23 protein-coding genes are annotated in these 24624 nt (G+C 37.2%); 14 read left to right on the top strand and 9 right to left on the bottom strand.

The window, feature by feature from the left end:
- Positions 1-11 precede the first annotated feature (11 nt).
- Positions 12-1706, top strand: coding sequence for a hypothetical protein (locus H7U19_RS11505; protein ID WP_186562473.1), 1695 nt, complete (start codon positions 12-14; stop codon positions 1704-1706).
- A gap of 65 nt (positions 1707-1771) precedes the next feature.
- Positions 1772-2269: a hypothetical protein gene (locus H7U19_RS11500; RefSeq protein ID WP_186562471.1), complete on the top strand. Its 498-nt coding sequence runs from the start codon at positions 1772-1774 to the stop codon at positions 2267-2269.
- On the opposite strand, the gene H7U19_RS11495 is transcribed toward H7U19_RS11500, so the two are convergent.
- On the bottom strand, positions 2266-3219 hold the full coding sequence (locus H7U19_RS11495; RefSeq protein WP_186562469.1) for a bifunctional helix-turn-helix transcriptional regulator/GNAT family N-acetyltransferase: 954 nt from the start codon (positions 3217-3219) through the stop codon (positions 2266-2268). The two genes, H7U19_RS11500 and H7U19_RS11495, sit on opposite strands and share 4 nt — an antisense overlap.
- Before the next feature lie 286 nt (positions 3220-3505).
- On the opposite strand from H7U19_RS11495, the gene H7U19_RS11490 reads away from it, so the two are divergent.
- Together H7U19_RS11490 and H7U19_RS11485 are read left to right on the top strand one after the other, a co-directional pair.
- Entirely contained in the window at positions 3506-4390 is an 885-nt protein-coding gene (locus tag H7U19_RS11490; RefSeq protein WP_186562467.1) for a chromosome partitioning protein ParA, read from the top strand.
- Positions 4391-4538: 148 nt separating this feature from the next.
- Complete coding sequence (locus H7U19_RS11485) at positions 4539-5114, top strand: cyclic nucleotide-binding domain-containing protein (RefSeq protein ID WP_186562465.1); 576 nt, start codon at positions 4539-4541, stop codon at positions 5112-5114.
- A 155-nt stretch (positions 5115-5269) separates the two neighbouring features.
- On the opposite strand, the gene fumC is transcribed toward H7U19_RS11485, so the two are convergent.
- Positions 5270-6667: a class II fumarate hydratase gene (fumC, locus tag H7U19_RS11480; RefSeq protein ID WP_186562463.1), complete on the bottom strand. Its 1398-nt coding sequence runs from the start codon at positions 6665-6667 to the stop codon at positions 5270-5272.
- A 180-nt stretch (positions 6668-6847) separates the two neighbouring features.
- On the opposite strand from fumC, the gene H7U19_RS11475 reads away from it, so the two are divergent.
- From H7U19_RS11475 to H7U19_RS11465, 3 genes are all read left to right on the top strand, one after another.
- The gene (locus H7U19_RS11475) at positions 6848-7489 is read left to right on the top strand and encodes a peroxiredoxin (RefSeq protein ID WP_186562461.1); all 642 of its coding nucleotides are present in this window, start codon (positions 6848-6850) and stop codon (positions 7487-7489) included.
- 95 nt (positions 7490-7584) lie between these two features.
- Positions 7585-7755 carry a hypothetical protein gene (locus H7U19_RS11470; RefSeq protein WP_186562459.1) on the top strand — a complete coding sequence of 57 codons (171 nt, stop codon included), beginning with the start codon at positions 7585-7587 and terminating at the stop codon, positions 7753-7755.
- A gap of 166 nt (positions 7756-7921) precedes the next feature.
- Positions 7922-8965 (top strand): glycosyltransferase family 2 protein, encoded by a 1044-nt coding sequence (locus H7U19_RS11465; RefSeq protein WP_186562457.1) that lies wholly within the window; start codon positions 7922-7924, stop codon positions 8963-8965.
- Positions 8966-8972: 7 nt separating this feature from the next.
- Here the strand turns inward: H7U19_RS11465 and arsC are convergent, their stop codons facing one another.
- The 3 genes from arsC to prfB all read right to left on the bottom strand — a co-directional run bounded on the left by arsC (position 8973) and on the right by prfB (position 11038).
- Positions 8973-9314 carry an arsenate reductase (glutaredoxin) gene (gene arsC, locus H7U19_RS11460; protein WP_186562455.1) on the bottom strand — a complete coding sequence of 114 codons (342 nt, stop codon included), beginning with the start codon at positions 9312-9314 and terminating at the stop codon, positions 8973-8975.
- Entirely contained in the window at positions 9311-9931 is a 621-nt protein-coding gene (locus tag H7U19_RS11455) for an HAD family hydrolase (RefSeq protein ID WP_186562453.1), read from the bottom strand. Before H7U19_RS11455 ends, arsC begins: the two co-directional genes overlap by 4 nt.
- Positions 9928-11038 (bottom strand): peptide chain release factor 2 gene (prfB, locus tag H7U19_RS11450; protein ID WP_186562451.1). Its coding sequence is split into 2 segments (ribosomal slippage): positions 9928-10974 and positions 10976-11038, totalling 1110 coding nucleotides; the frame shifts between segments, so codons are not numbered across the junction. Before prfB ends, H7U19_RS11455 begins: the two co-directional genes overlap by 4 nt.
- A 490-nt stretch (positions 11039-11528) precedes the next feature.
- Between prfB and H7U19_RS11445 the strand changes: the two genes are divergently transcribed.
- Positions 11529-12569, top strand: coding sequence for a glycosyltransferase (locus H7U19_RS11445; protein WP_186562449.1), 1041 nt, complete (start codon positions 11529-11531; stop codon positions 12567-12569).
- Positions 12570-12734: 165 nt separating this feature from the next.
- Entirely contained in the window at positions 12735-13754 is a 1020-nt protein-coding gene (locus H7U19_RS11440) for a glycosyltransferase (protein WP_186562447.1), read from the top strand.
- 117 nt (positions 13755-13871) lie between these two features.
- On the opposite strand, the gene H7U19_RS11435 is transcribed toward H7U19_RS11440, so the two are convergent.
- Positions 13872-15113 carry a hypothetical protein gene (locus H7U19_RS11435; RefSeq protein ID WP_186562445.1) on the bottom strand — a complete coding sequence of 414 codons (1242 nt, stop codon included), beginning with the start codon at positions 15111-15113 and terminating at the stop codon, positions 13872-13874.
- Positions 15114-15764: 651 nt separating this feature from the next.
- Here H7U19_RS11435 and H7U19_RS11430 point away from each other — a divergent pair.
- Positions 15765-16781 carry a threonine aldolase family protein gene (locus tag H7U19_RS11430; protein ID WP_186562443.1) on the top strand — a complete coding sequence of 339 codons (1017 nt, stop codon included), beginning with the start codon at positions 15765-15767 and terminating at the stop codon, positions 16779-16781.
- An 8-nt stretch (positions 16782-16789) separates the two neighbouring features.
- Here the strand turns inward: H7U19_RS11430 and H7U19_RS11425 are convergent, their stop codons facing one another.
- The gene (locus H7U19_RS11425) at positions 16790-17113 is read right to left on the bottom strand and encodes a YbaB/EbfC family nucleoid-associated protein (protein ID WP_186562441.1); all 324 of its coding nucleotides are present in this window, start codon (positions 17111-17113) and stop codon (positions 16790-16792) included.
- Positions 17114-17256: 143 nt separating this feature from the next.
- Here H7U19_RS11425 and H7U19_RS11420 point away from each other — a divergent pair, with 143 nt between their 5' ends.
- The 3 genes from H7U19_RS11420 to capB all read left to right on the top strand — a co-directional run bounded on the left by H7U19_RS11420 (position 17257) and on the right by capB (position 21952).
- Positions 17257-19320 (top strand): S9 family peptidase, encoded by a 2064-nt coding sequence (locus H7U19_RS11420; RefSeq protein WP_186562439.1) that lies wholly within the window; start codon positions 17257-17259, stop codon positions 19318-19320.
- Between the two features lie 87 nt (positions 19321-19407).
- Complete coding sequence (gene capA, locus H7U19_RS11415; RefSeq protein ID WP_186562437.1) at positions 19408-20448, top strand: cysteate synthase; 1041 nt, start codon at positions 19408-19410, stop codon at positions 20446-20448.
- A gap of 244 nt (positions 20449-20692) precedes the next feature.
- Positions 20693-21952 (top strand): cysteate-C-fatty acyltransferase, encoded by a 1260-nt coding sequence (gene capB, locus H7U19_RS11410; RefSeq protein ID WP_186562435.1) that lies wholly within the window; start codon positions 20693-20695, stop codon positions 21950-21952.
- A 53-nt stretch (positions 21953-22005) separates the two neighbouring features.
- Here the strand turns inward: capB and H7U19_RS11405 are convergent, their stop codons facing one another.
- Both H7U19_RS11405 and H7U19_RS11400 read right to left on the bottom strand, forming a co-directional pair.
- Positions 22006-23127, bottom strand: a complete 1122-nt coding sequence (locus tag H7U19_RS11405) for a GTP cyclohydrolase (protein WP_186562433.1) — start codon at positions 23125-23127, stop codon at positions 22006-22008.
- Between the two features lie 18 nt (positions 23128-23145).
- Positions 23146-24177 (bottom strand): transporter, encoded by a 1032-nt coding sequence (locus H7U19_RS11400; RefSeq protein WP_186562431.1) that lies wholly within the window; start codon positions 24175-24177, stop codon positions 23146-23148.
- A gap of 145 nt (positions 24178-24322) precedes the next feature.
- Here H7U19_RS11400 and H7U19_RS11395 point away from each other — a divergent pair, with 145 nt between their 5' ends.
- Complete coding sequence (locus tag H7U19_RS11395) at positions 24323-24595, top strand: DUF4834 family protein (protein ID WP_186562429.1); 273 nt, start codon at positions 24323-24325, stop codon at positions 24593-24595.
- The last annotated feature ends 29 nt before the right edge of the window (positions 24596-24624 follow it).

Raw genomic sequence — 24624 nt, 5'->3', positions numbered from 1 at the left:
ACAAATAGGAAATGATAAAAAACTATTGGAATAAAGGCGGAAAACAGAAGAGAATTACCATCATCTTTGGGCTCATTTTATTGATATTATTGTTCGTGCTTCGGGACGATTACCAACCAGCACTTTTGTTCGTTCGGAAGTTCATTTTTATTATTTTATTGAGCGTCATAGTACTATTTTTTGGTTTGCGAAAGTTTAGAAAGTCGGCCAGTACCGGAGGCAGATTGGGCATTCTTGGAATTTTGGCATTGTTTTTTGGAATTTTATATATCGTCGGATGGCATTTCAAAATGTACGATTATATGAAAACCTACAACGTATTCAATCATCTTAATAAAGTTGAAATACATGAATTGCCTCTGACCCAAAATGAACGTATTCAACCGTTGCGTAACATTTTCTCTATGGCTAATGAAAGTGTTGGAGAAACAAAAGACGTGTCATTACCGCATTTGGTAAGAATCGGAGACGAGAATAAATGGACCATGGCCATTCAACCCACTGAAAAATATGTGTGGCAAGGCATGACGGATAACACTGAAGAAGTATTTGCGGTTTCGAGTACAACACCTTTTCCAAGGTTTTCAAGTGAAAACCGAATTCCAGTGACCTTTTCAATTGGCGAGTCCTTAAAATTTAGTAGAAATACTTACAACGCCGTGGTACAACGGTTTAACTTTTTTCAGTTATTTACCATGGAACCCAGTGATACCTATTACATGAAAAATGATTCTGGAAAATGGGTGCAAGTTGTGAGTTTGATTAAATGGAAAGGCTTTTTATTTCCATACCCCACCTTTGGTGGCGTAATGGTAGTCGATAATGGCGAACATGATTTCAAGGATTATATCGAGCGTATTTTGATTGGAAAAGGCACTTATGTTAGTCCTGAAAACATGAAAAACCATGAGTATTTAACCCGACAAAATACCCTTGCAGAAAAAGTATCTCAACTACAGGCAGAATCTTTAAAGTTCCTAGGAGGCTTTAGTGATCCATTGCCATGGAATATGGAAACTGCAGTTAAAATCCCCGAAATGCCCAAGGACCAAAACCAGCAACCCTATGTTACGGATTTTGATTTTTCAAATACTGAAACGGGTGCTTATAGTGGTCTTTATCATTGGTTTGGCTTAGAACCAGTGGGCGAGGAGCGCACCAGTTTGAGTTTTAGCGTATTTGTTCCTGCGGATGGTACGGACAAATTATATTACTATAACCACGCGTCCAAAAAACAAGGTTATGCGGGTGTTTCTGCCATGCCATTAAAAGTTCAAGAATCTCGAAAGGAGTACGATTGGACGGCCAATACACCTGTGGAATTTAGGCCTTACATCAAAGATATCGCTGGTAAAAAGCGCATGTTTTTTATGGGTACGGTGTCCTCTATCAGCGATACTAATTCCAAGCAATTTGACGGTTCTGCTACTCCGGATTTGGTATTGATTGATAGTGAATATCGCGATGTAGTTTGGATTGATGTAAAGCATCCCAGCCAGTGGGATAAAACGGTTTATGACCAATTAAACGAAGCTTGGCGGGCCAGTGAGGGTATAGGTTACTATTTTGTTGAGGAAACCAAAACGATTGATATGGTGCAAAAAACCGTAGATTCCCTTAAAGTGATTCCTGCTGTTGATGAAAATACCGAAAAAATTGAAATCCTACAGCGCCAGATTGATTCTTTGAAATCTTTGAGCAATTAAATAATTAAGGCGCCTTATTGAGTAACATTTTCCCAAAAACATATACCTATATCATAAAGTAAATTATGTTTGGGTACATGGGTTTTGGGATGCAAAGTTATGTGCACAAAAGGAAGCCAAAGAAGCCTTTTGTAAAGCACGGTAGCGTTCCTTCATTTACTCCACTGACCGAAGACCGCAGAGAATTTAAGCTAAAATCCCATAAACCTGAAAACAGCATTGAGAGTGGTTTAATTAAGCTACTTTTTATTTTACTGATCGCATTTATTAGTGTGATATTTTGTTTGAGATTTAATCACTACCAAAAAAATCTTAATACAATGGTTGAGCATAGTAATAGAATAGAGAATACTAATGCTTTTAGTTTTTTAATGAATTCCGGTATAGACCGATTGGCTATCGGAAACACGGAAGGCGCTTTTTCGGAATTTTCATTGGCTCACCAAATTGATCGGAATAATGAAGAATTAAACCAACTTTTGATAGAGACATTAAGCGTTTTATGTTCTGAAAATAGAGATTACTGTGAAAAACTAGAGATCCATTTAGAAGAACTCAATTAAAACAACACTTCCATTTTGATATCACATCTTTTATAATGACAATCTGCTTCCACAGGAATTTCAACAAACCCATATTTTCGATAAATGTAAATAGCGTTTTCCAATTTTCTACTGGAGTACAGAATCAGATTGGGTAGCCCCATTTTTTTCGCAAATTCTAGGCAGTACACCATCAATTGTTGCCCTATGTTTTGGCCACGATGTTTTGGGGATACTGCCATTTTCGTCAATTCAAATGTGTTTTGTTTTGGCAATGGCATTAACGCAACTGTGCCAACTATTTCGCCATTCAATTTCGCAAAAAATATGTGCCCTCCTTTGTCTATAATGTGCTTATCTGGCTTGCTCAATACTTCCTCATCAAACGGTTCCACATAAAAAAAGGTGCGTAGCCATTCCTCGTTTAAATTGTAAAAGGCCTTTTTTTCTGCCTCCGTATTTTGAAATGTTGAAATTTGGAGGCTATGCTGTTGGTTACCTAGGCTTTCTATTACAGTTTTGCTGAAGGATTGTGCTTTAATTTTATTTTCAAAGCTGTTTAAATGAGCAATTAATGATGTAGACCTTTCCATGCTGAATTCTTTAATGACCGAATCGATGCTTTTCCAAATCGGTTGCAATTGTTTTAAAAGCTTTTTTCCTTTTGTTGAAAGGTGGATGATTTTTTTCCGTTTATCGGTATCGTGATTTTCAAAGTCAATCAATCCCTTCCTTGTCAGTTTGTTTATGGATTGAGTTATTGCTGGCTGGGTGAGGCTTAGCGCATTATAAATTTCAGTATTGGTAATACCGTCTTTCTGACTTATCAGTTTAAAGACAGGAAATAGGTATGGGTCAAAATCGATCTCAAAATGATCGTATATCAATTGGCCTTCCTTCATAAGGTACTCACTGATTCGTTTTAACCGTGATCCTAACCCCAATTCACCAAAACCTTGTAGCGCATCCATTTTACATATATATTTATATAAGTACTTATGTAAATATAAGTATTTTTACTTTATCCAACACTATTATCATTTAACAAAATTTTAATCGATGAATTTCAATATTTAAAGTATTGAAATTCAATCAATTAAATTTTAAACCTCCAATACTTCTAGCGTAAAGACATCTAAACTAAGTAGTTATGCGTATATGCTTGTGAAAGATTCAAACAAAAACATCTTTCAACCAATTAACAACAATCAGGACTTCAACAATGGTCCTGTTTAAAAACTAAAAACAATAATAATTATGGAAAACAGCAAAAGTAATACTGGGTTAAAGATAGCTTTAGGAGTAGCATTGGTTTTTTTCTTAGCTACCGGTTTTTATACAATGAATCTGTATAAGGAAAGCAACGAAACTAAAAAAGAATTAACGGAAGAAAAACAATTGGTAATGAACGATTTGAACGCCATGGCAAAGCAATATGATGAGGCCATTGGTGAAAATGAAATTGCCAATAAAAATTTAATTGATGCGCGTGATCGTATCCAAGGATTGATTGATTCCTTGAGAATCTCCGAAACAAATGTGAAAAGCCTGTGGCGCTACAAAACCAAGTACAGGGCACTTCAAAAGGAGATGGATGTATTGCTAGCTCAAAATGATTCTTTGAGAGTAGAGAATTCATATCTAGCTACTTCTTTGGATAGTACAAGAGTAAGATTGGAAGAGCGTACGATGTTCACTGACTCCCTATTGGTACAAAATACCGCCCTTGCCGAGGTTGTTGAAAATGCCTCAATTCTAAACACGGTGGATTTAAAAGGTTTTGGAGTTATTGAAAGAACTTCGGGTAAATTGATCCCAACCGAGCGTGCTGGCCGAGCAGATAAAATCAGAGTGTGCTTTACAGTTGCTAAAAACCCATTAGTACAGGCTGGAGACCAAGAGCTTTATGTTCAGGTAATCGATCCTAAAAACAATACTTTAGGAGCCAACGAACAAGTTGTTTTTGGAGAAAAAACTTTAAACTACAGTGTGGTAAGCAAGTTTAATTACGAAAACTCCAACTTAAATGTTTGTGAGTTTGTAGCCTCAAAAGGTGATGACAAATTTGAAAAAGGTCGTTATGTGGTGAACGTTTTCAATCAAAAGGACTTAGTTTCAACGTCTGAATTTACTTTGAAGTAATTACCCTATAAATTTCAATATAAGGCCCAAAAGTTATTGCTTTTGGGCTTTTTTTATGTTTCATTGGCAAATAATGACCAGTGATAGATTATTTTTCTTAATTCTGAAAACATCGCCTATCTTGCATGGACCAACCCAACCCTAACCCGTGCAAAAGCAGTTTAACTTTTTAAACTCTTTTGGTGACGTATCAAAAGAGACTTTCGCCAAACTTCAAAATATATCCAAGTTTAGGAAATTTGAAGCGGATATTCAAGTGGCCGAATTCGGAAAGGTACCCTCAAAAATTTATTTACTTACCTCTGGCGTAATGCGAGCCTATATTACCTCAGAGTCTGGAAAGGAACACAACAAAAGTTTTTTCTTTCCGATGAGTTTTGCTGGTTCGCTATCCGCACTAATTAAAAAAGTGCCTTCGGAGATTGTTTACGAAACCATCACAGCCTGTAAGGTTTATGAAATAGACTATTATAAATTACAGGCCTTGTGCGAACGGGATATTGAGGTGAATAATCTGTACAGTAGAATTCTGGAGCAGGTATTCATGAGGTACGAAAAACGCCAATTGGAGCTAATTTCTCTTGATGCCACTCAAAGATATCAAAAATTGAAAAAAGATATTCCAAATATTGATGTTTTAGTTCCTCAATATCATATCGCTTCTTACTTAAGCATCACAGCCGTCCAGTTGAGTAGAATAAGAAAAAAGTTGAAAGAATTATAATATTAACAATTGTTAATTTTTAAAAGATCGGTTAGTTATATCTTTGCCTGGATGTCTTCTTAGAAGTATGTGATTTAGGAGGATTAATAGCTAACCAACCAAAAAAAGCAGGTAATTAAATTACCTGCTTTTTATTTTTTATCTTATAATTTTGGTTACTTCATACTTCCAACCATATCCTCAGGTTTTACCCACTCATCATAATCTTCAGCCGTGACGTAACCGAGCTTAATGGCTTCTTCTCTCAGAGTAGTGCCATTTTTGTGCGCTGTATTGGCAATTTCAGCAGCTTTATAGTATCCAATTTTCGTATTTAGAGCTGTAACCAACATGAGTGAATTATTCAATAACTGTTTAATCACAGCATGATTTGGTTCAATACCAACTGCGCAGTTTACATCAAAACTTACGCACGCATCTCCAATAAGCTGAGCTGATTGTAGTACATTGGCTGCCATAACAGGCTTAAAAACATTCAACTCATAATGCCCTTGAGTTCCTCCCACAGTAACAGCTACATCGTTTCCAATAACCTGAGCACATACCATTGTTAATGCTTCGCATTGAGTGGGATTCACTTTTCCGGGCATGATAGAACTACCGGGTTCGTTGGCGGGAATAATGATTTCTCCAATACCTGAACGTGGGCCCGAAGCCATCATTCTGATATCGTTTGCAATTTTATTTAATGAAACGGCTAACTGTTTTAGCGCCCCATGTGTTTCAACTAAGGCATCGTGCGCAGCAAGTGCTTCAAATTTGTTAGGAGCTGTTACAAATGGCAACCCAGTGAATTCGGCAATATATTCAGCCACGCGTTTACTGTAGCCCTTTGGTGTGTTTAACCCTGTTCCTACGGCCGTACCCCCTAAGGCTAATTCGCTTAAGTGCCCCAAAGTATTTTCTAATGCCTTAATGCCGTGATCCAATTGAGCAACGTATCCAGATATTTCCTGTCCCAAAGTTAGGGGCGTGGCATCCATTAAATGAGTTCTACCGATTTTCACAACGTCCTTAAAGGCTTCCGATTTTTTGTTCAACGTATTTCTAAGTTGATTTACCCCGGGAATTGTAGTTTCAACTACCTTTTTATAGGCGGCAATGTGCATGCCAGTAGGGAAGGTGTCGTTTGAGGATTGAGATTTGTTAACATCATCATTAGGCTGAATGGTTTTTTCACCTTCACCAATTACCTTTCCAGCTAATTGATGGGCCCTATTGGCAATCACCTCGTTAACGTTCATGTTGCTTTGAGTTCCGGAACCCGTTTGCCATATCACCAAAGGAAATTGGTCATCATGCTTGCCGTCTAAAATTTCATCACAAACCTTTGCGATCAAATCCCTTTTTTCAATTGGCAATACGCCCAATTCGCAATTTGTATATGCCGCCGCTTTTTTTAAGTAGGCAAAACCGTAAACAACTTCCAGAGGCATGGAAGCCGGTGGGCCAATTTTAAAATTGTTTCTGGAACGTTCCGTTTGTGCTCCCCATAATTTATCGGCAGGCACTTTTACCTCGCCCATGGTGTCTTTTTCTATTCTGAAACTCATTATTTTGGATATTAAAAGTAAGCCACAAAGTTAGTTTTTTTGTACGGTTTTATCGTATGATAATTGTTAGTTTTTAGGGCTCTTTTAACATTAAAATAACGAATTTAATTGCTTCAAAACAGTAAAATCCATTAAATTAGTTGGATTAAAATTTTTTAAAAATAACTAAACAAAAATATCATGGCAACAATTAGATTAGGTGACGAAGCACCAAACTTTACAGCAAATTCCACCGAAGGACAAATCAATTTTCATGAATGGCTAGGGGGTAGTTGGGGTATTTTATTTTCGCACCCGGCAGATTATACACCAGTGTGCACCACGGAATTAGGTACGGTAGCGAAATATAAAGACGAGTTTGCGAAGCGAAACGTAAAAGTAGTCGCTTTGAGCGTCGATGGAATTGAAGACCACAAAGGTTGGATTAAGGATATTAACGAAACGCAAAACACTTCTGTCAATTTTCCAATTATTGCAGATGAAGACAGAAAAGTGTCTCAACTTTATGATATGATTCACCCGAATGCGGATAGTAAGCATACGGTGCGGTCGGTATTCGTAATTGGCGCTGATAAAAAGGTGAAGCTTACAATTACCTACCCAGCGTCTACGGGACGAAATTTTGAAGAACTACTTCGAGTTATCGATTCATTGCAATTAACTGCCTATCATAAAGTGGCAACGCCTGCAAATTGGAAGCATGGCGAGGATGTCGTTGTGGTGCCAGCGGTGGCCACAGAGGATATCCCAAGTCTTTTCCCTAAAGGGCATAAGGAAGTAAAGCCTTATTTGCGGATGACACCACAGCCGAATTTAGACTAGTTGAAAAGCTTGTTAATAAATTTAATTTTGATATTGTATAAGAATAACCTTTGCATTATCTTTGCCTAAAGATTTTTTTAAAGGCATTAACAATTATGTTCGAATTTGACCAATATTTAGGATTTTTAGCGTTTTTAACCATTTTGACCATTGGATTTTGGCTAATGATTTTTTTATTGACTTTCGTAATTCCTTACTGGATCGGTGGTTCTTTAATTGAGCGTTTGAAAGAAAGAAGAGAGGAAAAGAAAGCGCAACGTTTATAAAGTTAGAAACTTTTTCATTAAAAATATAAAAAAGGAAACCATTATGGTTTCCTTTTTTTGTACCTCGATACTTACAAAAACAACCTGATATTCAGTGGATTTCAGCTTCTCGTCGAAATTATTTATCTAATCCACAGGTTAACGATATCTTGGCAAAAAAGATTGTATGCTCCTAAGTATTCTAATTCCAATGTACAATACTGAAAAGTATATTGGTAACTGCCTGGAAAGTTTAATCCAACAAGATGTCGACCCCAAGGACTATGAAATCATCGTTATCGACGATGGTTCTACAGATAATAGTGCTTCAGTAGTTCAATCTTATATCAAGAAAACTGAGAACATAAAACTTCACAGGCAAAGTAATGCCGGTATTACGGTAACTAGTAACAGGCTTCTAGAGTTGGCAACGGGTAAGTATATTTACAAAATTGATAGTGATGACTACGTGGCCCATCACACTTTTGGAACGCTTTTAAGAATAATGGAAGAAAGAAACCTGGAGGTATTGGGTTTTGATTCCTGTGAAACCGAGCAATTGGATCTTTATCAATTTGGTGATGAAATTGATGTGGAAAACATTGAAGTACAGACAGGTGTTGAATATTGGGCGCAAGCTAAAAACCCACGCTCAGGTGCTAATTGGTATATTGTAAACCGAGAATTTTTGGTAAAGAATAATAGAACGTTTGAACTAGAAGACAACCCAATGTGTGATACTCCATTTACGTTTCAATTGTTTGCCTTGGTAGAAAGATTTACAAATCTGCCCAATGTAATTCACAGGTATGTGCAGGTGCCTTCTTCAGGATCAAATAACAGGAACGTAAATCATTTGAAAAGAAGGATATTTAAGCGCAAGGCACTTGTTTATAAATTACGTGATATTTCCGATGAGCTTGAGGAAAAAAGGCGACCAAGATTTTCGGGAATGATCGAAAGTTTAAAATTTTGGAGTGATGTAAATGTTTATTTTCTATTTCAGAAGTTCCTTTACGTCAATATTTCCATACCAAAGATAAATCTTATACTAAAAGAACTAGAAGATGTGGATGCCTATCCTATGGAGAATTTTACTGGCGACAAGTGCTTTTCTAAAAGGCATGAGCTTACTACCAAGTTTTTTAACAACAAATCTCTCTTTTTCTTGATGCTCTATCCGCTAAGATTATTAGTGAGATTAAAAATTGTTGAACTAAATTTCAGGTAGATTTATTTTAAATAATATCTAAAATACGCTCAGGAGGCCTACCTACAACAGCTTTTTTACCGTTAATAATAATAGGACGCTCGATCAATTTCGGATACTGAACCATAGCCTCAATAATTTGATTGTCCGAAAGTTCCTTTCCTTTAAATTCAGATTTCCAAATTGCCTCGTTTTTTCTGACCAGTTCAATAGGTTTTATGCCCAGAAGGGCTATAATATCTTTTAATTCAACTTCAGAGGGAACATCCTCAAGGTATTTCACTATTTCAAATTCCTTCCCTGATTTTTCTATAATTTCCAGACCGTTTCTTGATTTACTGCAACGATTATTGTGGTATATTTTTATCATGATAATTGAATGTTATACTTCTCTAGTTCTGAAATGAGTTGTGCAGGGTTTTTAAAATGAATGCCCTTAATACCGAGTGCATTGGCGGCTTCAATATTGAGGATATTGTCATCAATAAAAACCGTTTTTTCAGGAATTAGGTCAAATCTTTGTATCGCGATCTGATAAATTTCCTTAAAGGGTTTCCGTGTTTTTTCTTCTCCAGAGACTACGATGCCCTCAAACCAACTTAAAAATTCATATCGCTTTTTGGCAATTGGGAACGTTTCACTGCTCCAATTGGTCAGTGCAACAACTTTATAGTCTTTATTGTCAACCAATGAATTAAGAATGGAAACGCATCCTCCAATCGGACCACCTAGCATCTTTTCCCATTCACCATAGTACATTCTAATATACTTTTCGTGCTCTGGAAACTTTTCAACAAGGTCTGTAGTAGCTTTTTCCAACGGATAACCAGCATCTTGGTTCTCGTTCCAGGCCATGGTGCAGATGTTGTTTAAAAACCATTGCATTTTTGTTGTGTCCCCTTCAAAAGCATCGAGGAACACGTATTCGGGATTCCAGTCGATCAATACCCCGCCCAAATCGAAAATTACAGTATTTATGTTTCTCATAGTTGGGAAGTATCTTCTTCTTTTTGTCCCATCATCATTAAATATGCTTTTAAAAAGGCATCAATATCTCCGTTCATAACGGCATCCACATTTCCAGTTTCGTGATTGGTTCTCACGTCTTTCACCAATTTATAAGGGTGCATTACATAGTTTCGGATTTGACTGCCCCATTCAATTTTCATCTTACTGGCTTCAATGTCATCGCGTTGCGACAATTGTTTTTGAAGTTCAATTTCATACAGTTGCGATTTTAGCATTTGCATGGCCCTTGTTCTGTTATCGTGTTGTGATCGTGTTTCAGAACACGAAATTTGAATGCCCGTTGGTTTGTGGGTCAACTGCACTTTGGTTTCGACTTTATTGACATTTTGCCCACCAGCCCCGCTTGAACGTGCAGTGGTTATTTCAATATCGGCAGGATTGATTTCTATTTCGATAGTGTCATCCACAAGGGGATAGACATACACCGAAGCAAAACTGGTATGGCGTTTCGCGTTACTGTCAAAAGGGGAGATACGCACTAGGCGATGCACGCCATTTTCGCCTTTTAACCAACCGAAAGCAAAATCGCCCTCAATCTCCAAAGTCACTGTTTTTATACCGGCCACATCGCCTTCCTGAAAGTTGAGTTCCTTCATTTTAAAGCTGTTCTTTTCGGCATACATCAAATACATACGCATCAGCATACTGGCCCAGTCGCAACTTTCGGTACCACCGGCACCGGCCGTAATTTGGAGTACTGCACTTAAGCTATCGCCTTCTTCCGAAAGCATGTTGCGGAATTCTATATCCTCCAAAAGATTGGATGCTTTGCTATAACGATTTTCAACGTCCTCTTGGGTAGATTCCCCTTCTTTGAAGAACTCATAAATGACTTCAAGATCTTCGATTAAAGTTTTGACATCTTTATAATCCTGAACCCATTTTTTCTTTACCCTTAGGGATTTCATTACAGCTTCCGCTGATTTTGGGTCGTTCCAGAAATTAGGATCGAAGGTTTGCTCTTCTTCGTTTTGTATTTCAATCAGTTTGGCATCTATGTCAAAGATAGTGCCTTAGTTTGTCAAGGCGGGTATTTAGATCTTTGATTTGATCGGATGTTATCATTATAAAATTTTTGTCAAATTTAAAACTAAAATTGCTTGGCTACAACAAAAAAAGCTTGGACTATTTTGCCTTAGCTTTTTAATGCAGAAATTGAGAGTTCTTCTTGAATTTAAAGGTTCTTCTTGTTGCACGAGAAGATAATAAATGTAACACTAATAACGATTAATACTTTTGTTTTCTTAATTGAGATTGATCATGGTTATAAAAGTAAAATATTGGTGTAGCTCCAACCTTCAAAGAATAGTTTTCAATCTGTAAGTTAAAATGATAAATTGTTCTATATCAATACCGTTTATATGACTTATCCGAACAGAATTTCTATTTATCGATAATATCTTCTGTCAAACGAAAAACTTTAGATTTGCTTTAAATTTCCTTGCCAAGGATTGCTTACTTACAAAAATTAGGTGTAATTTTGAACAACCAATAAATGCCATATCCTAAGTAATTTAGGCATCAAATCCCAGCTTAGAGTTAAATTCTTCGTATTATGAAACTAAGTGTTTTAATTCCAATGTACAACGCTGAAAAGTACATAGGGAACTGCCTAGGCACCTTGATTCATCAGGACATTGACACTGATGACTATGAGATAATAGTTTTAGATGATGGTTCTTCAGACAAAGGCGCTGATGTTGTTAGGTCGCTTTCCAGAAATTCGTCTAACATTGTATTGCACCACCAGGAAAATGCTGGTTTTACAGCTACTCGAAACAGGTTAATGAAACTGGCCAAAGGCGACTACATTTATAAGATAGATAGTGACGACTACCTTACCCATAATTCATTGGGAACACTTTTGGAAATTGCAATACAAAATGACCTTGACGTTTTAGGTTTTGAATCTTTTGATACCGAAAAAATGGATATGTATCGTCCAAGGTGGGAAAAGGAAATTCCTGAAATCGAAATTTGTTCTGGACCTGAATATTGGGCCAAGGCTAACAACCCAAGGCTAGGTGTAAATTGGTATTTGCTAAAACGTAGCTTTATTGATAAAAATAACGTCACCTTTGAAATGGGGAGCAATCCCTTTTCGGATACGCCTTTTACACTACGTGTATTTACGGCGGCCAAGAAATTTGCTTTTGTACCCATGGACGTGCACCGTTATTTACAAGTACCAACTTCCGCTATGAACAATAGCAGTTCTAGTCATTTGAGAAAGATGGTTGAGTACCATAAGGGGTTAGTACATCAGTTACAAAACATGTCGTCAGAATTGTCAATGAAGAATGATCCCATTTATGACGGAATCATTGATAGCATGAAGTTTTGGAGTGATATTAATGTATACTTTATGCTAAAAAAATATCTGAGGTTGAATGTTCCAATTACTCGAATTGACAGTACTTTAAAAGACTTAAAATCTATAAAAGCCTACCCAATGACATCTTTTAAAGGGGAAAAATCTTTTTCAAAGAGCCATAAATTGGTTACTTATCTATTCAATCATAAGTATTTGTACTACCTTGCTTTGTATCCACTGCGATTTGTATTGAACCGCAACTTAATTAGGTTTCAAAATTAAGCGTTTTTGCTCTTTTGAGTTTAATTTCATATTGTGTGTAATTTACATATTAACGCCTTGTAGTATTATCGAATCGTTATATATGATTGTTTCTTGCATGTTTAGAGTGTTTATGTAATACTTTATTTTTTAACTCTTATTTTTACGGCTAGAAAAAAAAAGTCTATGAAACTTAGTATTTTAATCCCTATGTATAATTCTGAAGAGCTTATTGGGAATTGTTTGGATAGCTTGCTTATACAAAACCTTCCCAAGGAAGACTATGAAATTATTATCATAGACGATGAGTCTTCGGACAAAAGCGTAGAAATAGTTCAAGATTACGCTAAAAAGTATACTAACATATCCCTAGTACTTCAAAAAAATGCTGGAACCTTTACTACAAGGAATAGGCTTTTGAAATTAGCCAAAGGCGACTATATTTATAACCTTGATGCGGATGATTACATTGTACACCATTGTTTGGGCGATCTTCTGGCTATAGCCGAAAATAATGATCTGGACATTATAGGGTTCAAATCTAATGATACTGTAGAACTAGATGAATTCGAGTTGACGGAGACGATTGACCCTAAAAGTTCAACCGTTACCACTGGTACAGAATTTCTGGAAGCCAATCCTCACTATACATTTGCGATTTGGTGGTACTTTGTTAAGCGAGATCTTTTGGAAGAAAAGGGTACTTTTTTTAATGATAATCAGTACAGTGCAGATGTCATGTTCACTACAACCTTATTTTTAGGGGCAAAAAAAATGACTGTATTACCGAATGAGATTCATCGTTATGTTTTAACGCCTGACTCTCTGATGAGGAGCGATGATTATGAAATTATTTCAAAAAGAGTCAATAACTTCCATGCCGCTGCTTTAAGCATGAATGGCTTGATTAAATGCCTAAATGCAGAATCTGCCGAAAAAAATGACGGTGTGATTAGGAATTTAAAGTTTAGAAGGGATGTGCTCAGCTTTTTCAATATTACAGATATGATTGCAAAGCATTTCCCCATAAAGGATATTAAAGCAAAGATAGAAGACTTAAAGCGTGAAGATGCTTTCCCTCTGTCTTATTTTATAGGCGAAACGTACAATTCGCCTAAGTATCGTGTCCTGACTTTTGTTATTAATAATAAAAAACTGTTATATCTTATTTTGTCAGTAAAAAGTATATTCTTTAAAACTAGATAATGGAAGTTTATTTGCGCTTCATTTTGTAAACTTATTCAGCATTAAATAAAGAAGAGGCTACCAAATCTGGTAGCCTCTTTTTAATTATCACTTTTGTGAATTGTAGCTATGGCATTTCTACCACCAGCACCAGTATTTCTTTTTGGGTGGTTCGTACTCGCAAAGTTCTCCACCTTGCGTGCTAGTACCGCTTACAACTTTGAATACACCTCTTTTGTAGCCAGGGCCAATTTTTGTCCAACAGTTTGTGTTGATTTTGGTGTAATAACAATTGTTAATATAGAAGTAAACATACTTGCCAAATGAACCATCATGATTGGCACCTTCAATCATAAACTCTTCTCCTGGTTTAAGATATCCATCAAAGATTTTGGCTCCTCTGCAAGAATTGTTCAACTTTTGGAAAACCTTCACACGTTTCTTCTTGCACCAGTTGAATTTCAAGGTCAATTTATCAACATCACCTTTACAAGGCTTGCATTCTTCAACAGTTTCGCAGTCCAATCTGAAGTTAAAGTCTATTAACCATAAGCGCTCGCAAGTCACTTTATCGATTAACCATCCCCATCCGGCCAATCCGTGCGCACCAACATGTGAGTCATAGTTTGCACCACCTGGACCAATATGAACACCGTAGTTCGGCGTATTGTCATCGTTAGGGTCAGGTCTTTGCTCTACACCAAATGTACCTTCTTGCACACAATCACCACCTTCGGCTATAATTGTACTTTTCTTATGATCTATAACATAGAAGTGCATATCTTCAGAATTTGAAGCATCTCCTGCAGTACCTTCTTTTTTATGGCCACCGCCATCTGCAGACCATTCAGCCCATGACTTCTTGTTCTTAAGCCAAACATTTACTGTAACAACACATGTGCCATAAACAGTAGTTCCTTTAATATTTGCAGTACCATTATCGTACTCATAAAATCTAAGTTTGTGGTCGTCTTTGGTAGAAAAATAGGTAGATGGGTCAAAGTAGTCAGAACCGTCGGCTGTCTTGGACCACCAAAAGTTGGCTGTTGGCTCCTGAGCACCCCATGGGTCTCTATCTGCATCAATTACTTTACATTCTCTTAGCAACTTGGCAGTACCGCTTTTAGATGAGTTGCTAGACATGCCAACGCTAAAAGTAGTACCCATGTTTTCGCTTCGATTGAAGTTTTCACTCTCTTCATCAATGATAAGAGTTAAGTCTTCCTCACCGTCTGGTGTTAAACCATCCTCGTCAGTAATCATTTCCACCTCTTCCGTGGCTGCCGCAGCTTGTTCTTGTTCTTGCTCTTCTACGCTTTCACTTTTACACGCGAAGACTAAAAAAGTTACACAAAGTAACAATAATAGATTTTTTTTCATAATTAAGTATGTGTTTGATTTGATTAATAGTAAACTCGTCCAAAATTATGAAATCAATAATTTGTCCTACTAATTTTTTGTTAAAACCAATATATTTTCGATTAATAGATAAACGTCAACTTTTTCAGGTTCAATAGATTAAATGCCGTTTTGTCGGACAAATAGTGTCTTTCCGCAGGCAACGGGAGGTGGTTTTTGGACGAGGTTCGACGTGGGAATTCTTAACAACAAGATTGTGTAAAAACCGTAAATATTTGTATTTCAGGTATTTGGGTTGATTTCTTCTTTCCTTAAAAGGTTTTACAAAATGAATAATTGGCCTAGTTTAGATCTGACATCATTTTCATAAAAAAACCAATAAAATGTCATGGGTTTGACCCGTCCATAAGATAGCCGGAAAACCAAATGGTTCAATCAAGCGGATAGCAGGGCTTCTCGGTATGCACATTAATTTTTTCGGGAACGTTTATTGTGCTATATTCCAAAAGTTTTTCAGTCACCAATTCGGCAAAACAGTTTTTTATGAAATCAAAAATGAACAGAGGGAAATAATCAGTTTTAAAAAGACAATGATTTTCTTCATAGATAAGAAATTATATACTGTTTAATGACTGATAATTTTAAGTCAAAATATAAAGAATTGCATAACAAATGATTATAGACTTAAGAAGCGATACGGTTACAAAACCATCCAAAGCCATGCTTGAAGCAATGTGGCAAGCAAGGGTAGGAGATGATGTCTTTAGGGAAGATCCTACAGTAAATTTTTTGGAAGAAAGAATTGCAAAGATGTTTGGAAAAGACAAAGCACTGTTTTTTCCTAGCGGCACTATGGCCAACCAAACAGCCATTAAACTAAATACCAATCCAGGTGATCAAATAATTTGTGATAAATATGCGCATATCTTTAACTATGAATCAGGGGGCGCTTCCTTTAATAGTGGCGTGTCCTGTAAGCTAATCGATGGAGAAAAGGGGAGGTTCACCGCTAAGCAGGTTGAAGAAGCTATAAACCCTGACGCATATTATTACAGTAAAACGAGCTTAGTAGAGATTGAAAACACAACAAATAAAGGAGGAGGAGCCTGCTGGGATTTCCATGAAATTTTGAAAATCAGAAAGGTTTGTGATAACCATCAACTAGGATTGCATTTGGATGGCGCACGTTTGTGGAATGCCCTCATCGCAAAAAATGAAACAACGGAGCCTTACGGCAAAGTATTCGATACTATTTCCCTGTGCTTTAGTAAGGGTCTTGGGTGCCCCGTTGGTTCTATTTTAGTTGGTGACGAGGTAATAATGAGAGATGCCATTAGAATTCGAAAGATATTTGGAGGAAATATGAGGCAAGCGGGTTATTTAGCCGGAGCGGCTCTTTATGCTTTAGACCATAATTTTCAACGATTGGTGGAAGACCATCAAAAAGCCAAAGAAATTGGGGAAGTTCTGTCAAAACAATCAGCAGTAAAATCTGTTTACCCAGTTGAAACCAATATTGTGATTTTTGAACTAAATGATGATGTGGGAGACAAAAAATTTGTTGAAAAACTAAAAGAAAAGAATATTTTAGTTATTGAAATGGGAGATGGAAAGTTAAGAATAGTTACGCATTTGGACTATACTGGCCCCATGCATAAAAAGCTCCTAAACGAGTTTAAAAATTTGTGAGCAATGCCTTATTTAAACAAATCCATTCCAGGAATATTGGGCATACCTTCCTTAGCAACGGCCGCCAATTCAGTTTCATTAACTTTTGTGGCTTTTTCAATCGCTTTGTTCAAAGTCAAAATTAGATAGTCCTCTAACTGCTCTTTGTCTTCAAGCAATTCATTGTCAATTTCGATAGATTTTATGCTTCTGTTAGCCGTTAAAGTAACTTTCAATTTTCCGTCATTACTGCTTTCGTCCACCAAAACGGTATCCAAACGTTTCTTTGCTTCCTCAACTTTTTTTTGGGTTTCCTTTAGTTTACCCATCATATTCATCATATCTCCAAACATGCGTAAATTCGTTTTATGTTTCGCTTTGCAAAACTATTAAAATTAGGAACAACTATTAGCAATAAAACACTAAAGTGAAAAAATGCCTCGTTATTTTAATCTTAACCACTATTTTAGCCCATTCTTGCAAAGAAAAAACTGAAATGGCAGAAACAGCTACAAAAATCAAGGCTCCAAAGGCGAAGAAAATACCTAAGGAATTAAGTATTCACGGGGATATTCGAATTGATAATTATTATTGGCTAAACGATAGGGAAAACAACGATGTTATCAATTATTTAAAGGCAGAGAACGCCTACACAAAATCCAAAATGCTTCATACTGAGGTTTTTCAAAAGCAATTGTTTGAGGAAATGAAGGGGAGGATAAAGGAAAATGACAGCTCGGTGCCTTATAAGCTTAACGGTTATTGGTACCAAACGCGTTTTGAGGAGAACAAAGGTTATCCTATTTATGCAAGAAAAAAAGAAACTTTAGAGGCTCCAGAAGACATCCTATTCGATTGCAATGAAATGGCAAAGGAATTTGCGTTTTTCAAGCTTGGAGGCATTTCAATCAGCAATGATAACAGTTTAGCTGCATATTCAACTGATACTTTAAGCAGAAGACAATATCGTATTCAAATTAAGAATCTTAAAAATGGTTCGGTGCTTCCGGATATTATTGAGAACACTACAGGGAGTATTGCTTGGGCCAATGACAACAAAACTTTTTTTTACGCGAAGAAGGATGCAGAGACCTTAAGGTCTTTCAAAATTTTTAGGCACGTTTTGGGTACGGACACAAAGGACGATGTGGAGGTTTTTCATGAAAAGGACGAAACTTTCAACACATTTGTTTACAAATCCAAATCCAAAAAGTATATCATAATTGGTTCCTCCAGTACCTTAAGTACGGAATATAGAATTTTAGATGCCAATAACCCTGATGGGGGATTCAGAATATTTCAGGAACGAACAAAGGATTTGGAGTATTCCATTGCCCATTATGAGGATAGTTTTTACATCATTACAAATGCTGATGGCGCCACCAATTTCAAGGTTTGTAAAGCCTCTGAAAATGTCACACATAAATCCAATTGGGAAGATTTGATACCCCATCGGGAAGCGGTTTTAGTGGAGGACATAGAGATTTTCAAGGATTATTTGGTAGTGGATGAGCGTGAAAATGGATTGAATAATATCAGGATTATGAGTTGGGATGGCAAAGAGGACTATTATTTGCCCTTTGAAAGCGAAACATATAACGCATACATTGGCAACAATCCTGATTTTGAGAGCGGTACGTTGCGCTATAGTTATAATTCATTAACCACTCCAAGCTCGATTATTGATTACGATTTTAAAACCCGAAAGAGTGTTGTAAAAAAGGAGCAGGAAGTACTCGGAGGAAAGTTTAATAAGGAGAATTACGAATCCAAGCGCATTTGGGCTACGGCCAGAGATGGAGTAAAAGTCCCAATTTCGTTGGTGTATAGAAAGGGTATTAAATTGAATGGAAAGAACCCATTGTTGCAGTACGCATATGGTTCCTATGGGCATACTATCGACCCGTCTTTTTCCAGTATTCGCCTAAGCCTTTTGGACAGAGGTTTCGTTTACGCCATTGCTCATGTTCGCGGTGGCGAATATCTCGGCAGAAACTGGTATGAAACGGGTAAACTACTGTCCAAAAAAAATACCTTTACAGATTTTATAGACTGCTCAAAGCATTTGATATCAGAAGGCTATACTTCGGAAAAGCAACTCTATGCCTATGGGGGGTCGGCTGGGGGTATGCTTATGGGAGCAATTATCAACATGACTGCGAAATTGTATCACGGGGTAATTTCTGCGGTCCCATTTGTAGACGTTGTTACTACAATGTTGGACGATAGCATCCCATTAACAACGGGGGAATACGACGAATGGGGAAACCCCAATGAGCCCGAGTATTATGAATATATGAAATCCTATTCCCCTTATGATAATGTGGAAGCAAAAGGATATCCCAATATGCTTGTAACCACAGGCCTGCACGACTCACAGGTTCAGTACTGGGAGCCAGCCAAGTGGGTGGCTAAACTCCGCGAGTTGAAGACGGATTCCAACCTTCTGTTGTTGCACACGGATATGGACTCAGGGCATGGGGGCGCATCAGGAAGATTTGAGAGTTTAAAGGAGGTAGCACGTGAATATGCCTTTTTATTAGATTTAGAAAAAAGATAATGCCTTATAAAAAAAATTGCGTACTTTTGCCAAGTTTTATGGGACTTAATTTTTTGATTAAATTTAAGTAGCTTATAAATTACATTTATGAAACATCGAAGAAAGGTTTTTGAAAATGTATTAGATTTGGTAGGCAATACCCCGCTTATTAAGCTTAATAGAATCACTTCAAAACTAAAAGGGAATTTCTACGCCAAGGTAGAATCCTATAATCCAGGTCAATCTTCCAAAGACAGGATAGCACTCTATATCATTGAACAGGCCGAGAAGCAAGGCATTTTAAAACCTGGCGACACCATTATTGAAACTACGTCTGGCAATACAGGTTTTAGCTTGGCTATGGTAAGTATCATAAAAGGCTATGAATGTATTTTGGCGGTAAGCTCTAAATCCTCGGCAGATAAGATTGATATGTTGAAAACTATGGGAGCTAAGGTATATGTTTGTCCAGCCCATGTTAGTGCTGACGACCCACGTTCTTACTATGAAGTTGCAAAGCGACTACATCAGGAAATAAAGGGTTCGGTGTACATTAACCAATATTTCAATCAATTGAATATTGATGCGCATTACCATTCGACCGGCCCCGAAATTTGGGAGCAAACGGAAGGAAAATTAACCCATTTGGTGGCTTGTAGCGGTACTGGAGGAACGATTTCGGGTACTGCAAAATATTTGAAAGAAAAGAACCCAGATATAAAAGTTATTGGAGTTGATGCTTTTGGTTCCGTGATTAAAAAATACCACGAAACTAGAGAGTTTGATGAAAAGGAGATATACCCGTATCGTATTGAAGGATTGGGTAAAAACCTCATTCCATCGGCAACAGATTTTGATCTGATAGATGAATTCGTTAAAGTTAATGATGAAGACAGTGCACACACAGCGCGGGAAATTGCAAGGACCGAAGGCATGTTTGTAGGCTATACTTCTGGCGCAGTAACACAGGCTATCAAACAATTGGGGGAGGAAAAAAGGTTTAAAAAAGGAGATTATATAGTTGTTATCTTCCCGGATCACGGTTCCCGATACATGAGTAAAGTATATTGTGATAAATGGATGAGTGACCAAGGCTTTTTCGATAGCATTAATGAAGAAGCTTCGCAGAAGATACAATACATAAAATAAGAATATTGAATAAGTTCTTAGAAGCGGTTTTTTGTAAAACATACAAAAAACCGCTTCTTTTTTTATTTTGTCAATAATTGAATCGCAAATATTATGGTGAAATCAGATAAATATTTAATTTTGCACCAACTAACTAAGAATTAAATTCCATACCTAAAATCAGTGGTCCCATATCGTTTGGAGTACAAATTGGTGACACTGTAACGCCTTTTTGGTTTTTTTTGGTATTCATTAATTGGATTAGATGAAAGATTTATTTGATAAGATTTACAAGGATAAAGGGCCATTGGGCAAATGGGCCTCTCAAGCCGAAGGTTATTTTGTGTTTCCAAAATTGGAAGGAGAGATTTCAAATAGAATGAAATTTCAGGGGAAAGAAGTAATTACATGGAGTATTAATGACTATTTGGGGCTTGCCAACCATCCCGAGGTAAGAAAGGTTGATGCCGCCGCCGCTGCACAATACGGTTCGGCTTACCCAATGGGCGCCCGTATGATGTCCGGTCATACGGATTTACACGAAAAACTTCAAGACGAACTTGCTGCCTTTGTGAATAAGGAAGCCGCTTATCTTTTAAATTTTGGATATCAGGGCATGGTGTCCACCATTGATGCTTTGGTAGCCAAGGATGATATTATCGTTTATGATGTCGATGCGCACGCTTGTATTATTGACGGCGTACGTTTGCATATGGGAAAACGGTTCACCTATAAGCATAACGACGTGGATAGCCTGGAGAAAAACTTGGAACGTGCCACCAAACTAGCAGAACAAACAGGAGGAGGTATTTTGGTGATTTCTGAAGGTGTGTTCGGTATGAGAGGAGAGCAAGGCCGTTTGAAGGAAATCGTTGAACTTAAGAAAAAATTTAAGTTTAGATTTTTTGTTGATGATGCCCACGGATTTGGCACTTTAGGTAAAACTGGTGCTGGAGCGGGCGAGGAGCAAGGTGTACAGGATGGTATTGATGTGTATTTTGCAACTTTCGCAAAATCAATGGCAAGTACTGGCGCATTTATTGCTGGTGACCAAGAAATTATCGACTACCTTAAATACAACTTGCGCTCTCAGATGTTTGCCAAATCATTGCAAATGCAATTGGTTGTTGGGGCATTAAAACGTTTAGAGATGTTAAAAACCATGCCAGAGCTAAAACAAAACTTATGGAAAATTGTGGACGCGCTGCAATCCGGTTTAAAGGAAAGAGGCTTTGATATTGGTACTACGCAAAGTTGTGTCACCCCTGTCTACTTGAAAGGAAGTATTCCTGAAGCTATGGCGTTGGTGAAGGATTTACGTGAAAATTACGGTATATTCTGTTCTATCGTGGTGTATCCGGTGATTCCTAAAGGATTGATTCTTTTGAGAATGATTCCAACAGCTACTCATACTTTGGAAGATGTTAAAGAAACCTTGGATGCATTTGATGCTATAAGGGATAGACTTAGAAATGGAACATACAAGCGCCTTTCAGCGGCCGTAATTGCGGCTATGGGAGACTAGCTTATAAAAAAGAGGAATTATAAAGAGTCCGGTTTGTAATAAATCGGACTTTTTTATTTCAATTCTTTTCTATAGGTTTTTCTTTTTCTAAAAATCTCCGGGTTAAAGTGTTTCCATATTTGACGGATGGCAATATTGTCAGCCAATTCTGGAGTCCTGTAGCAGGTCTTTACCCCTTTTGCGGTTAATGTGTTATAATACTCGTTAAATATAAGTGCATGCACTCCCTTGTTTTGGTAGTCTGGATGAATGCCAATCAAATAAAAAATGGCCTCCTTGCTGTTTTTCTTTGCCCTTAAGATATGCATAAATCCAAACGGGAACAGCTTTCCTTTAGCTTTTTGTAGCGCTTTTGCAAAGGATGGCATCACTACAGCAAATGCGATAGGCTTATCGTCTTTGTCCAAAATAAACTTAATGTACTCAGGATTTACAAAACTTATGAATTTCTTTTTAAAATAATCCTTTTGAATATCCGTGATTTCAACAAAAGAAGATAAACTGGCGTAGGTTTCGTTAAAAAGGTCAAACATTCCATCCACATAAGGCATAACCTCGTGGGTTTTGGTAAAATTCAAGGGTTTTAATTGATATCGTTTTTTTATCAGTTCGTTCGCCTTTAAAAAGGTTTCTGGCTTTACGTTGGAAAATTCAAATCTACTTTCTACATAAGCTTTTTCGATGCAATATCCTGCGGCTTCATAATGCTTAATGTAGTAGGGGTGGTTGTACCAGGTTACCATTGGACTCAAAGCCTCGTACCCTTCGTCAATAACACCTACCTTGTCAAGATTTGAAAACCCCAAAGGCCCTTCAATAAACTCTAGATCATGGGCTTTTCCAATGTTTTCAACCCTGTCAAATAAAGCTTGAGATACTTCCAAATCATCGATAAAATCAAACCAGCCAAAGCGCATTCGCCTTTCATTTTGCTTTTTTACCTCCAGCCAATTCACGATGGCGGCCACGCGGCCAACAATTTCATTGTTCCGATAGGCTAAAAACAACTGGGCATTGGCGTCCATGAATACCGGATTCTCATTCTTATCAAAAGTTTTCATTTCTTGACTGATAATGGGCGGGGTCCAATACTTGGAGTCCTTATAAAGTTTAAATGGAAACTTTACAAATGCCTTTAAATCCCTTTTGGTGGTTACTTCTTTAATCGAAATCATTGAATACTTTTCAATTGGTTAGCCGAAATCCTCGTCTTCACGTTGTTGTTTTCTTTGTTTTTCCTGGGGTGGTGTATCATCTTTTTTACGCTTTTTCTTGAGTTTCTTTGGTTTGCCTCCATTTCGTCTAGATTGACGTTTTGCTTCTTCCTCAGCGTTATTGCCGTTATCAATTTCTTTATCTTTATGGAAATCAAATCGATATGAAGCCCCGAAAGTTACATTCAGTACGGACGGCGTATCTTTTGTATTAAAGGTCAATGCCGTATCCAATTGAAAATTCTTGTCCCATAAATAAGCTCCACCAACCCTAAAAAGGTTATCTGCGTAAAAATCGCTTTGAATACCTTGGGTTTCCCCAAAAACTACCCACTGCGGACTAAAGGAGTGGGTAAGGGTCAATATGTAAGTGAAATCGGATTGGTCCGTTCCAATACGGTCTTTGCTTAAATTCATAACAAAAACCCAACCTCCGTTAAAATTGTTCTGTGTGGCAATCATTACTTTCGGGCTAAATCCTTCAATGCCCGGGGCAGTATAAGAATTAGGGCTATAGTCATAATGAGCACCCGCATAAACAGCAACCGCTGGTATTAAGGATTTCCAACGAAAACTGTGATTAGCCTTCCAGCTGTATAAATTAGGTTTATTGGCTTCTTCATTTTTATAGGGGTCAAAAATCAAATATTTAGCACCGACTGTTAAATATTTAAAGTTGGAACGCTTGGTTTCGGAAGCGGAAGAAGAAAAAACTGTACGAGTATCATTCTGATAATTCCCTTCAATGTTAACCTCCAATTGTTCAAAAAACAATCCATAACGTGCCGAAAAATCAACGCCCAAACCGGAAACCTCTGTTTTTGGAAGCGGTGTGCGTTTCTCTTTCACATAGTAAGGGCCGACCTCAAACTGAAGCACATTTGTTCCGACGGAAAAAGCACTTCTGGACATGCCAGGTCTGTTGGAGTTAATCACTTCGGTGTATTGCGCAAAAAGACTATGAGCACTTAGGAATACGATAAGAGTCAGTAGGGATTTAAAGATTTTCATGATCTGGATTTAGGGTGTGATAACTTCAACGGATAGTTTTTAGAGTGTTTCGTTGTTACCAAATATAGATATTTTATCTATTTTTTATGTTTTTAGAACGTTTTTTCAATGTTGAGAATTGTATTTTTGTGCCAAACAATCAATTATGCTACAACAAGCGTCTTTGCCTGGATTGATCAAAATCATTCTTATCATAATGCTGGTATATTATGGTGTGAAGATATTGTCTCGATTATTTGCGCCATTCCTAGTGAAATATGTAGCCAAAAAAGCAGAGCAGCAATTTGGAGGTCAGTTTCAAAATCAGCGTCAAGAGACTTCAAAGAAAGAAGGCGAGGTGTCCATAGATAAAATGCCCAAACAAAGAGCGTCAAATAAAGATGTGGGCGATTATGTGGATTACGAAGAAATTGACTAATTTCAACCCTGAGTGTTTAAACCCTTTGC

Source organism: Hyunsoonleella aquatilis (assembly GCF_014270105.1).
GTDB classification, from domain to species: Bacteria; Bacteroidota; Bacteroidia; order Flavobacteriales; family Flavobacteriaceae; genus Jejuia; species Jejuia aquatilis.
The sequence above is the reverse complement of the archived record's forward strand: the minus strand, read 5'-3'. Positions and strand labels throughout refer to the sequence as shown.